This window comes from Pedobacter sp. WC2501 (genome assembly GCF_052682415.1).
In genome coordinates, this window is the sequence record NZ_JBQZFI010000001.1 from 3050922 (window position 1) to 3064184 (window position 13263).

General features: G+C 41.2%; 10 protein-coding genes. 9 read left to right on the forward strand and 1 reads right to left on the reverse strand.

Annotated elements, in window-relative coordinates:
- Positions 1 to 51 precede the first annotated feature (51 nt).
- Positions 52 to 1083 (reverse strand): efflux RND transporter periplasmic adaptor subunit, encoded by a 1032-nt coding sequence (locus ACUN24_RS13105; RefSeq protein ID WP_445562875.1) that lies wholly within the window; start codon positions 1081 to 1083, stop codon positions 52 to 54.
- 379 nt (positions 1084 to 1462) lie between these two features.
- Between ACUN24_RS13105 and ACUN24_RS13110 the strand changes: the two genes are divergently transcribed.
- The 9 genes from ACUN24_RS13110 (at position 1463) to ACUN24_RS13150 (ending at position 12733) form a co-directional block, all read left to right on the forward strand.
- Positions 1463 to 2323: a helix-turn-helix domain-containing protein gene (locus ACUN24_RS13110; RefSeq protein WP_445562876.1), complete on the forward strand. Its 861-nt coding sequence runs from the start codon at positions 1463 to 1465 to the stop codon at positions 2321 to 2323.
- A 131-nt stretch (positions 2324 to 2454) separates the two neighbouring features.
- Positions 2455 to 2877: a hypothetical protein gene (locus ACUN24_RS13115; protein WP_445562877.1), complete on the forward strand. Its 423-nt coding sequence runs from the start codon at positions 2455 to 2457 to the stop codon at positions 2875 to 2877.
- A 100-nt stretch (positions 2878 to 2977) separates the two neighbouring features.
- A complete protein-coding gene (locus tag ACUN24_RS13120; protein ID WP_445562878.1) occupies positions 2978 to 3844 on the forward strand; it encodes an AraC family transcriptional regulator in 867 nt (288 codons plus the stop codon).
- Between the two features lie 98 nt (positions 3845 to 3942).
- Positions 3943 to 4818, forward strand: coding sequence for a cation diffusion facilitator family transporter (locus ACUN24_RS13125; protein WP_445562879.1), 876 nt, complete (start codon positions 3943 to 3945; stop codon positions 4816 to 4818).
- 11 nt (positions 4819 to 4829) lie between these two features.
- A complete protein-coding gene (locus ACUN24_RS13130; protein ID WP_445562880.1) occupies positions 4830 to 5327 on the forward strand; it encodes a Fur family transcriptional regulator in 498 nt (165 codons plus the stop codon).
- A gap of 279 nt (positions 5328 to 5606) precedes the next feature.
- Positions 5607 to 8093, forward strand: a complete 2487-nt coding sequence (locus ACUN24_RS13135) for a TonB-dependent receptor (RefSeq protein ID WP_445562881.1) — start codon at positions 5607 to 5609, stop codon at positions 8091 to 8093.
- A gap of 45 nt (positions 8094 to 8138) precedes the next feature.
- Entirely contained in the window at positions 8139 to 9353 is a 1215-nt protein-coding gene (locus ACUN24_RS13140) for a DUF4374 domain-containing protein (protein WP_445562882.1), read from the forward strand.
- 460 nt (positions 9354 to 9813) lie between these two features.
- A complete protein-coding gene (locus tag ACUN24_RS13145; RefSeq protein ID WP_445562883.1) occupies positions 9814 to 11373 on the forward strand; it encodes a PepSY-associated TM helix domain-containing protein in 1560 nt (519 codons plus the stop codon).
- A 607-nt stretch (positions 11374 to 11980) separates the two neighbouring features.
- On the forward strand, positions 11981 to 12733 hold the full coding sequence (locus tag ACUN24_RS13150) for a DUF1349 domain-containing protein (RefSeq protein ID WP_445562884.1): 753 nt from the start codon (positions 11981 to 11983) through the stop codon (positions 12731 to 12733).
- Positions 12734 to 13263: the final 530 nt, after the last annotated feature.

Sequence of the window (13263 nt, forward strand, 5' to 3'; positions counted from 1 at the left end):
GCTACAATTGATGTGCACTGGTGAATATGTACTTGTTGTATCCGATAATTTTTACAGGTCAACTTTCTGGCCGTCTTTGATATTGTCCTGACCTGACACGATGATACGGTCGCCGGCCTGAAGTCCGTTGGTCACCAGAATGGAACGGTCCGACAATCCCCCTGTGCCGATACGTTTACGGATCGCCCTGTTCTGGCCGTTCACTGTAAAAACATAGGCCAGGTTGTCGGCGTCGTGTACAACTGATTCGATTGGAATGGTAATAGCGTTGGACTTGCGGGAAGTGCCGATACTGATATCAGCAATCATTCCCGGCAACAATGTGCCCTTTGGATTATCAAGCCTTATTTTGACGGAGAAGGTTTTTGATGCTGGATCTGCAAGCGGATTGATGATGGTGATACGACCGTTGAGCTGCTGGTTCAGTGTCGGGATAGTAATCTTTGCGGTCATCCCGTTTTTCATTGCACCCACTTCACTTTCCGGTACGGAAATCCTCGCATAGACCTGATCCGTCCTGACAATAGTAAACGCTGCGACACCCGGCGCGGCAGCGCTCCCTTTTTCGATCATTTTTGCTGCGATGATACCGGTCATAGGTGAATAGAGCTTGCTGTCGGCAATATGCTTTTCGTTTATCCCTTTGTTGGCCTTAGCCTGGGCTAGTCTGGTCTTGATATCCATATAGTCCCTTTCCGGAAGGCTACCTTTCTTATATAGCTCATCGAACCTTTTGTATAGATCTTCGGCCTGTTCAAGGCCAGCTTTAGCTATGGATAACGCGTAGGTATACTCCGTGGCGTCAATACCGGCCAGCAGCTGGCCTTTAACTACGTGCTGTCCTTCGTTAACCATGATCCGGTTTACGGTTCCGGCTACAGAAAAACCGACCTGAGCGGTATTGTCTGGTTCGATTGTTCCCGAATAGCTCAGCGTTTGCTGGCTGTCGATTGAAGCTACAGTCTTGACGGTTACTTTTGCCGGGAGGGTCGTTTGCTTTAACTCGTTTTTTTGTGTACAACCAAATAGAGTAATCAGTCCGGCAGACAACATCCCCAGGCAGGCATGGTTTGTAATTTTCATTTTGTAATTTGATTAATTAAAATTTTATAGCAGATTTTCATCCCGGCAATCAAGTATGTTAAGCTTTGCAGGGGAAGCGGGTTTAAAAAAAATGCTGTTTTGACCCGGGCAAAGGTCATGTTTGATTTTGTAAGATTTGGTGATAATCACGGGCATTCTATGGACGAATCACGTTTTTTTTATACCTAGTGGAGATAAGGATTACACATCAGCGAGTATAAATCATAGGTATGACAGGGTTTCAGTCGACTGGGAAGGGAGGGAGAATTAGGTTGGGTGCGGTAAAGAAGTATATGGACGACCGACAGATTTTGGATCGTCTGGTATAATGAATAAATAACAAAACCGAAAAAACTATCTTTGTGTAGTGATTAGAAAAATGAGTAAAAAGACAACATCCATCCCTGTACATTCTTTGCCCAAAGAATATCAGGAAGATTTTGTTTTTAAACAAGTAACGCCTGACGATTTAAATGCCCTGAATGAAACAGAACATGCACACAGGCACGATTATCATATCTTTTCGTTAGTACGAACAGGAACTTTCCATATTGAAATCGATTTTGAGCGTTATGAAATAAAAGCGCCTGCAGTACTTTACATTCATCCCAGCCAGATTCATCGCATCATAAAGATTGAAAAAGCGGACGTTTTTCTTCTTGGAATGAATAGTGAGAACCTGAATCCCGATTATTTAAGAATATCGGAACAAGTTATTGAACCTGCAAAGTCATTTCCGGTAAAATCCGCTATTTATACAATTTTAGACCAAACCGTCATCTTATGTGCAAGCCTTTTTGAACGGAAAACAGACAAATTATATGCTTCCGTACTAAAAGATTGCTTTAATGCTTTTGTAGGTTTGATAGTTTCACAGTATCTGGAGCAAATAGAGGGTACAGACAACCTTTCACGCTATGACATCCTTACCAAAAAATTTAAACTATTACTGGAACGGGATTTTATCCTGATTAAACAACCCTCGGATTATGCTGACGCCCTGAATATCTCTACATCTTATCTTAATGAATGCGTCCGCAATGCCACAGGATTACCTGTTTCCCATCATATCCATCAACGCATCGTTTTAGAAGCCAAACGATTGCTGTTTTATTCCGATAAATCGGTTAAAGAAATCGCGACCGAATTGGGTTACGACGATTACCCCTACTTTTGCCGGATTTTTGCTAAGATAACCGGAACAACGGCTTTGGCCTTTCGAAATAAAATAACTCATTAGGGCATAGATAGCGTTCTCCACGATATACATTTTGTGCAAAACCGCTATTCGTCCAATACAAACACCGTTTCGTCTACCTTTCACTATTTATATTCATTCTAAATTTGTAATCAGTTAGAGATTATAAAATTATGATTATAGACGATTCAAAATTCCCGGTTGTTTTTGTGGACTTTCAGCACAGCCATTCAGTAGATGAAGCCCACGGCCACGAGGATGGCATTGAGGCATTTACCCGCCTGTTCGAGCGGAAAAAACCTTTTGTGATGATCAGCACCGGTGAGACACCCGAAGAAAAGCACAAACCTTCACGGGAGGAAACCAAACAGGTAAATGCCTGGAGGAAAATCCATAAGGAAGACCTCAAATATACAAAGGCGACCATACAGGTTGAGCCGAGCATAGTAAAGCGTATGGGTATGAGGCTTTTTTCAAATGTATATGAGAAATTTTGGAGAAATCCACTTCTTTTTGCCGAAACAAAAGCAAAAGCAATTGAAAAGGCCGAACAAATATTAAGGGAAGTTTCTACTGGCAAATCGGAAGCAATATAACTTTTGTTAAATGGAAAGAGCAGCAAAATGGGCATCCAATGCGACGAAGACTTTTATGATTTCCTAAATGCCAGCGAGGACGATAACGAAGGAATTGAAGATGAAAAATTCACCAACTATACCGAAACACGACCATGACGGCAGTGGAATCCGAATAGAACCGATAGACGACGGTATCATTAATACGCCCTCAGATTTTCATGAACCGCACCGGCATGAACATTACATTTGCATACTGGTAGAAAAGGGTTCCATAGAGAACTCAGTTGATTTCAGAAAAACCATTATCCGTAAAAACTCGCTCTTCGTTTCCTATCCCGGACAGGTACACCAGTTGGTAAAATCAACGGGTGTTACGGGCTGGGTGCTTGCTATAGATAACAAGCTCGTGGATGATACCGTAAGTTCAATATTGCAACAATCGCTTTCAGAAGTCATCAACCTGGAGCTAGGACCCAGAGAATCGAAATGGTTTAAAAACATCCTGGAATTAATAGCAGGTACTGCTTCAAAAGACCTGGGTATGGTCATTAATTCCCAGGCACAGGTCACGCTGGCAACTGCTTTTATACAGCAGGTGGCTTTCGTTTACCAGGGAAGGGAACAGCGCTTTACGTTACATCATTCCGCAAACAGCATCTATATTGCCAAAAAGTTTAAACAGGTGCTGAAACAACAATTCAAGGCATTAAAGCGTCCCGGCGACTATGCCGAAATTTTGAACCTTTCGGTAAGCCACCTGAATGACACGGTAAAAGCTGTAACAGGTTTTTCGTTGACCTACCTTATACAGCAGGAAGTGCTACGGGAGGCACAACGGTTATTGTACCATTCCCATTTCAGCGTGAAAGAAATCGCAGTTTCACTGGGATATGAGGACTATAAGTATTTCAACCGCCTGTTCAGTAAGGTTGCCGGGATTTCGCCCGGAGCCTTTCGGAAACAGGAAATAAACAGGACAAAATAGTAAATATAAAAATCATGAAAGAAACAGGACACAACCACGAGCGTAGCCACAATCACGAACATGGACACGAAGACGGCCATCACCATCATGCAGGAGGCATGCATGTACACCCCATTGTTAAGAACATGCGCATTGCTTTACTGCTCAATGTGTCATTTACCATCATTGAGTTTGTCGGGGGAATAATGACGAATTCGATGGCTATATTATCTGATGCTATCCACGACCTGGGCGACAGTATTGCCATCGTATGCTCATTGGTGCTGGAAAAGAAATCGACAGGCGGGAGAACCCAACTGTTCACCTACGGAAAAAGGCGGCTTTCTGTACTGGCTGCATTTTTTACCTCTCTGATACTGATTGCCGGTTCGGTAGTTATTATCACGCAGGCCATTCCCCGTTTCTTCCGTCCGGAAAGTGTAAATACGGGAGGCGTACTGTGGCTGGCGGTAATCGGTGTGATATTTAACGGGCTGGCATTCTTCAGACTGTTCAAAGGCAAGAGCAAATCCGTTAACCAAAGAGCCGTAATGATGCATTTGATGGAAGATGCGCTGGGATGGATTGTTGTACTGGTCGGCGGGTTTATCATGTATTTTACCTCCTGGATATGGATAGATCCTTTACTGTCTATAGGCGTGGCTGTCTTTATCCTCTACAATGCAATACGAAACATCATGCAGGCGCTAAAAATATTGTTGCAGGTAAAACCGGATAATTTTAACGACATGGAAATAAAGGCCGCATTGCTTAAAATACCAGGTATAACCAATATACATGACCTGCACGCCTGGACAATGGACGGCGAGTACAATGTGCTGACTACTCATTTGGTACTGAATAGCGACGCGAATATGGAAGACCTGCGTAAGGTAAGAAATGAGGCATATCATGTACTTTCCCATTTAGAGATACATCATCCCACCCTACAATTTGAATTTGAGGGAGAATCGTGTGCCTTGATACACTGCTAAAAATATATCGTATGAATACAGGCGAAAAAACATTGGCAGAAATGAGGGAAATCCTTGAAACATATTTAATGAAGAACAACTATCGGAAAACCCCCGAACGTTTTTCAATACTGGAAGCGATTTATTATTTCAACAAACGTTTTGATGCAGAAATACTCTATATCGACATGATAAACAAAAAATACAGGGTAAGTAGGGCGACCATATACAATACACTCGAAATCCTGGTTGCCTGTAACCTGATCGTGGAGTTACATTTCAACAAAAATATGGCTGAATATGAACATGCGACAAAAAAAGGGGAGCATTGCCATATCGTTTGTCTTGATTGCCATGAGGTAATGGATATTGATGAGGAGTTTCCCGGCTTAAGCGCTAAAGAAAAACAGGTACCCCGGTTTGGGTTTGAGATACAACAACAGGTTCTTAATATTTTTGGCAAATGTATGAGCCATGCAAACGGCTTCTGCGATAAAAAAAGAAGAGAACTGAAAATGCCTTTGATGTAGTCTGAAATTGCGATTTTTTAACTTTATCAGACATCTTTCAGGGCTTTAAGAACCTCGTATTAGTTCGCTTTACGGTGTTCTATCCCTCCTCGTGCTTTGTTTTCTATAGGAAACAACTGCCATTTGTCCTACTTATCCCGTGATTGGTGAGATTAAAAAAGAAAAGTAGAGCCATACATTTGCGTCGTATTTATATTGAGTCTAAATAAGTATAAAAGCATTTGTAAAACTTTACCATTTCTAATCATCATGTGGAATATAGAAAAAAAGCAAGGTAGTATGATCATAAAATGTACAATAGAAAATAGTGCATTTTATGATCATACTGTCCAGAGGAAAAATTGGGCTAAGAAAATAAACAGCATAATACTTTTTTTTACACTGTTCATGTTGTTTACGGCACAATATGCTGTTGCACAGAACAAAACTTCCATTACGGGAAAAATAACCGGCATTTGGGGAGAAGCAGTTTCAGGTGTCGACATAAGTGTTAAGGGCAATGAGGTAAGAACCTTGTCGAAAGAAGATGGGACTTTTGAGCTGAACAATCTGAAACCCGGCAATTATGAATTCCTGTTCAATGGATTGGGTTATAAGCCACATAGTCAAAAAATAAGCCTTTCGGCTGGACAATCCATAAAAGTAGAGGTAAAACTAACCGAAATATCTACTGTTCTGGAATCGGTAACCGTAGCTGGCAAAACGCAGGCTGCAGAAGTGAGGCAACAGGCCTATAACGTAGCCGCTATTGATGCACGCAAACTTCATAATACCACTTATGACTTGAACCAGGCGCTGAACAAAGTTTCCGGCGTAAGGATAAGGGAAAGCGGCGGGCTTGGCTCAGCTTTTAATTTTTCCCTGAACGGTTTTACCGGAAACCAGGTCAAATTCTTTCTGGACGGCATCCCTATGGACAACTTCGGAACATCCCTCCAGATGAACAATATCCCTATCAATATGGCAGACCGCATCGAGGTGTATAAAGGGGTCGTTCCGGTATGGCTGGGTGCCGATGCACTTGGTGGTGCTATTAACATTGTAACTAACCCCAACAAAAGGGATTACCTCGACGTATCCTATTCCTATGGTTCGTTTAACACGCATAAATCTGCTGTTAATGCGGGATATACTGCCAAATCGGGCTTCACCATGCAGGTGAATGCCTTTCAGAATTATTCAGACAATAATTACAAGGTGGATGTGGACGTAGCCAATCTGACCACCGGGGTTTACACACCCATGCGGGTAAGCCGCTTCCACGATACCTACAGGAATGAGACCGTAATTGCCAACATAGGTGTTGTGGGAAAACAATATGCCGACAAGCTCCTTTTTGGTGTTACCCTTGGCCAAAACAAAGCCGATATACAGACGGGAAACCGGATGTTCGACGTGTATGGCGCGCGGAAACGGAACGGCGATATCATCATGCCCTCCTTAAAATACCTTAAAAACAACCTTTTCATAAAAGACCTTAACCTGAGCCTCAACGCAAGTTACAATCTTGGCCATGAACAATTGGTGGATACCGTTTTTAAGCAATATAATTGGCTGGGGGAATCCAGAGATAAGTCTACAGATCCCGATGCGGTTGGAGGCGAACTCAAGCGAACTTTGTACAAGTATAAAAACAACAATGCCAATGTTACCGCCAATCTTGGCTATAAATTTTTAGATAAACATTCCTTAGCGCTGAATAACACCTTTTTAGGCTTCGACCGAAAAGGAAAGGACGAGCTGGACCCGGGCAATAACCTGAACATGCAGCCTAGAGAAAACTTTAAAAACATTTTGGGCCTGGGCTACCGTTACGATATGAATGAACGTTTCAATGCTTCCGTATTCCTGAAAAATTACAACCAATCCACAACCGCATTCCAAAGCTATACACCACCTAATGCGCCCTGGGGTACGCTCCCCACTTACACCGAACAAAAAAAATCAGTAAATAAAACCGGCTATGGCGCAGCGGCTTCCTATTTTTTGAATACCGGCTTGCAGGCTAAAGCTTCTTACGAAAAGACTTACCGTTTGCCCGAAAACGATGAGTTATTCGGCAACCCGACCATAGACCGGATTGAAAACTTTTCGCTTCGACCGGAAAGTTCTGAAAATGCGAACCTGGGGCTGGCCTATCAGTTTATAGCTGTTAAAGCGCATAAGCTCCATATAGAGACCAATTTCATTTATCGCAACTCGAAGGATTTTATCCGCCCAAACCTGACCTCTGTAGGTGGTGTTGCCATGATACAGATGCTCAACCAACAGGATGTAAGGACAACGGGAATTGATGGAGAAATCCGGTACACGTTTAAGGATGCACTGGTTGTAGGGGTGAACATGACCTGGCAGAACATCCTTAACCAGACAAAATATGAAGCTAATGAGACACAGGTTAGCCAGATATACAAGGACAGGATACCCAATATGCCCTACCTCTATGGAAATGCGAATGCGCAATATTCCATCAAAGGGCTGGGGAGTGCCACCAATGTGCTGAATATTGGTTACAACCTGACCTATGTGCATGAGTATTACCTGAACTGGCCCAGCCAGGGGTCAACCGGTAGCAAGCTGAATATCCCTGAACAATTCCAGCACGATGTTAATGCTGTATACAGCATAAAAGACGGACGGTATAATATTGGCCTGGAATGCAGAAACTTACTTGATGCAAAAATATACGACAATTTTAGCCTGCAAAAGCCGGGCAGGTCATTCAATATCAAGTTGCGGTATTTTATTGCCAGAAATCAAAAATAACGAAAGCATTTTATTAATTTTTTTAATCCATAAACATCAAATAATATGAATAGATTTAATTTTCTCCTGCTTGCAGGATTATTCCTTGGCCTTGCTATGACCGGGTGCAGTAAAAATGATGACAACACTTCACCAGGTCCCGAACCTGTTGGCAATGCTAAGTATGTACTGGCCGTAACAACAACTGCCGGAGGCGCCACCACTTATCTGCTCACTGCTGATCATCTTTCAAAGGGTACCACCTCAACGACCGGCAATGGTACAGAGACAGACGACTACGGTTATATTGTCCAAAACAACACGCTGTTCGGCCAGGTTTACGGGTTTAGCAATCAGGGGCCGTTAACAGCTTTTAATCTTAATAATCAGGGACATATTGTACAGGGAACCACCCTCAATATGATGACAACCCATGCCATGGCAACTGTTAATAACGACGATATATTGTTTGCAAATATACCCAGAGATATTAACAGCCCAACGGCTACCTTTACGGTAGTCAATGCAGTAAATCCCCAGATAAAAAGTACAGGCAGCGTAAACCTAACAACAGTAGCAAACAATGGTGAACTGGCTTACTTTACTCATTTAGTACAAATTGGCAATAAAATATATGCTCCTTTTATGAGCATTAAAGGGACTACCGACAATACTTTTGGTTCCAATTACCTTGACAATAGCTGGGTTGCCGTGTTCAGCTATCCTTCCATGCTGCTTGAAAAGGTCTTCAAGGATAACCGCACAAGTTACATTGGTTCTTACTCTGGACAGAATGGGCTTAACAAGATTGACAATGGCGAGGTCTATGCCTTTTCCACCGCAGTAACAGGTTCTACCAAACATTCAGCCGGACTGAAAATAAATACCAATTCGCAAGAGTTTGACCAGAGTTATTTCTTCGATATAGAAACAGCTTCTGGTGGCCATAAATACGCCAGGAGTACTTACGTGGGCGGTACTCGTTTTCTTGCTGAAATGTATGCTGAAGCAGGCGCATCAACAGGTACGGTAAAACTCGCCATATTGGATGTAGCTTCAAAAACGTTAACCTGGGTTGCAAATTCGCCAATTTATACGCCATCCCTTTTCTCTACACCCACTTACGTAGAAAGTGACAAGAATACCGTTAATATCCCGATAAAAGATGCAAGCGGACAGCTCGCTATCTACCAAGTTAACGGTTCCAACGCTACAATAACAAAAGGACTTGTAGTAAACGGCGCAGCAGATATTTATGCCATTAATAAACTTACCTATTAGGGTGTAAATTATATGCAGCAGATGAAAAAAATATCCAGGACAGTAAGTTTGGCCTGGTTAGCTTTTTTTGAGGGTTGTATATTTTCCATTGCACAAACGAAAACGGAAAAAAGAATTTCACAGCCGGCAGTTACAAGGGAAGTCCCATAAAAGCTAGCCCATCGTGGTACCGGATTTTGGCGCATTGGAAACGGTCAAAAACAAAAGGGAATGCAGGCAAGGAGATTTTCTCTTTTTCTATAATGAATGAGTAATTAAAATGAGCAATTATTTTATTACAAAAAGGGGAATTAGAATGGGCAGCAACGAAAACGGCTTAATAGAACTGGTATATACCCTGCATGCGTATGGTGTTTTCTATATCGGCAAAGAAAGAAGCGGAAATGAAAGGTGTCGCACTTTTTAGCGCCATTTCTAAAATAACCTATTAAAAGTTATTCATTGAAGTAAACAGATCACATTGAAAAAAAAGACAGATGCTATACGGTGGGCAAAACACCAAAAAAGGTGGTTTGGTAAATGGCATACCTACCTGGGGATTATCGCGGGTATTGTCGTGTCATTTATCGCTGCAACCGGGTCTTTACTGGTATTTCAGGATGAGATAGACCGTGCCTTAAATCCTGGCCTCTTCCACACTCTGGAAGGAAAGCCAAAGCTGGCTTTCCATGAGGTTTTTGATATAATGAAACGTAGCTACCCTGCGAGGCAAATTTCCAGTATCAGTCTAAGTGAAAAAGATGACCTGTGTGATGCCTATATCGTTATGCTTTCTACTAAGGGGGAACCAGGTAAGGCGATTGAAGCTTTTATCGATCCATATAACGGGAAGCTATGCGGTAAAAGAATTTATCGGAGTTCCTTTGTGAAGATACTAAATGAGCTGCATGCGAACCTGATGCTTTCCTTACCTGGAAAAATCATTGTCGGACTCTCTACATTAGTGCTGCTTATACTGACTATTTCAGGTCTGCGGCTCTGGATTCCCCAAAAATGGAAACAGCTTAAATCGGTGCTAACCGTCAGGTTTAACGGCAGTTGGAAAAGGCAAAATTACGACTGGCACAATGCCATAGGATTTTATACCGCACCATTTGTAATTGTCCTGTGTTTGACCGGGTTTTGCATGAACCTGGGTATTTTAGGGGCACCCGTACTGATGAAAGTGGGCGGCGAGGACCTGGGCGTTATAAAAAAGCTCATCCAAACCAAATCTCACTACATCAAAGGAATCGCACCGTTGCCGCTTAAGGATATACTTTACCGTGCAACTAAAGAAATGCCAGATGCACGGGTAATCTCAGTATTGCTTCCCACTGACTCAGCAGGTTCATTTGCCCTCCAGATGCATGCCAGAAGTAAGATTGGATGGGCTAAAAGAGATGCTGTACTGATCGATCAGTATTCGGGGAAAATACTTTTCAATAGCCGAAAGGATTTCCAGCAAATAGGCAAAGCCTATCTGGGATGGGTACAACCACTTCATTATGGTAATTTCGGTGGTATGCCAACTAAGATATTCGCTTTTGTGGGTGGACTCTCTCCGTTACTTTTAATGATCTCCGGCCTGATAATTTGGTGGCCGAGGTATAATAAACAAAAGCCTAAGAATTTTTCAGGAACAACTACCGGCCCGCTTAAGGAGCCAGAGCCTAGAAAAGTTCCTACAATAAAATCCTACAGACAAACATGGTTTAAGGCATGCAAACAGGGTAGTGGGTACGGTTTATGGATTGCGCTAATCAGCCTGGTTACCGGAGCGATATACGGGCTGCCCTCAAAAGTGATTATCGAACCTGCCTTATTAACATTTTACCTGGTAACCAGCATTGTAATGCTGAATTTTGCAGTGGCTTTAATTACGTTGGTACTGGTATTGTCGGCGAAAGGAATAGTGTCGTTTCGCTCCAGGCTTGACATATTTGGATCAGTAAGGTACTTTGCATTGTCGCTCTCCATTTCAGTGGTATGCTTATCGCTGTTCTTTGTTTTGTATAAATGTGGCATTACTGAATTTTAAGATTATTCTCCAATGTGCTGACACTTCACCTCAGACTTTCGGAAACCAAATTAGATAATGCAACGAACTTTAAATGGCTTTAAAAATTTTTAGCCTCGGTTGGCATGACAACTGCTTGCGCTGGCTAAGGGCTATCGGAAATTTGGGGACAGATCCCTCAGGTGAATTTTCGGCGTTTACCGACGTTGTCAGGGATATTCTGGATTTAAAACTTACGGGTGGATTCTCGCGAGTTCAGAAAGCTAAGACTCTACCGATAGATTTTCAAACAACATCCAAGAGATTACAAGAGATAATGATGAGAATATTTTTATATGATGGAACCCTTCAACTTGCTTATACACAAGTAAGGATATCTTCATAAAATATTGGGATGATTTATGCTATCCAAGTTCTGATGATAGCACTATAATCTCTGAGTTGACAAACTGGGTTTATTTTTTATAATCATATTGAAGTAGGTCAATTTTGGATCAGAAAATAGTACGAGATAGTTATATGCTAACCAGGGTTTAATATTAATTTAGGAAGCGGCCTTTTGTAACCATTGTCCACTTCAATGCAAAAATACTATATTTGAATCTAATAATTATATTAAACACATCTTATGAAGAAACAGATTTTAATTACTGGGATTATCTTGAGTTTAACTGCAATAATAAGTTGTTCTGAGAAGAAAGGACCTGAAAAATCAGCTAACGATAATTCGCAAATACAGGAAAATAACAAGGTAGCAGGAAGCGATTGCAATATTCGTATAGGAAACATAGCATTTACCAAAAGTATAAATGGGGCAGATACGCTTGTTAGTATTGATGGTGATAAAATTATTTTGAAAGTAGGCGGAGAAAAAGACTATTTTTCGGATCCAGATGCAAAATTAACTAACAACACTTCACCTGTCTTACTTTCAAAAATAGACAATACTAAACCATTTACTATTTCTGCCAAAGTTACACCTGAATTCACTAAGCAAGGTACTTATAATGCAGGAGATTTATTTTTGTATTCAAATGAGGGCTTTTGGGAAAAGTTTTGCTTTGAGCAAAGCGAGGGAGGGGAACACCGCATGGTTACTGTACGCAATAAGCAGTTCTCTGATGATAATAACCACGATATCGTTGAGCAATCATTTGTTTATATGAAGATATCATCTGATACTAAAACTATTGCCTGTTATTACTCTCTTGATAACAAGAAATGGCAAATGGTACGTCTGCATAAAAATGATTATCCCGAGATTTTGTATGTGGGTCTAAGTGCTCAATGTCCTGTGGATAAGGTCGGGTCTTCATCTATCTTTGAAGAACTAAGTCTAAGCAACAAAAGCGTAACCGACTTCAGGCTAGGCAAAGAATAAAAAAGAGGTAAATTCTCTAACCGGGGATCATAGGTAAGAATTTCATCCATGGATTAATCTCAAATCATACAAGTGCTGATATAACATCAAACGACTAATACCTGGGACAAGTTTGGTGACCGAGAAAACTAGGGGCATCAGCTGTTAATGAAACACCAATTCGAATAATTCACTAATGAAAAGTTATCAAATATTCATCTCAATTTTTTCCAAAAAACCGTCCTTTTTTGGAAAAGTAATTAATTAATGGCTTCGAATAAAAATATTATACAATTGCTTAATTCGCTTATTTACAGGGTTTAATCATGCTCAAAAATACTCTGTTTAAACTTTTAACGAAAAGTCTGGTAGTTTAATTTTTCAATAGCTAAAAAGTAATGATGAATAAACTGCTTTCCCCTTGCAAAAGGAGGTTTTTTGTTAATTTTAAAATAGAAATCAAGGGTGATAAGTCTGATAAAAGTCTGCCAAATACCCCATAAAAATATCGAAATGAGAAAATTGAAACCTCTCTCAGCGTATCAAAAGGA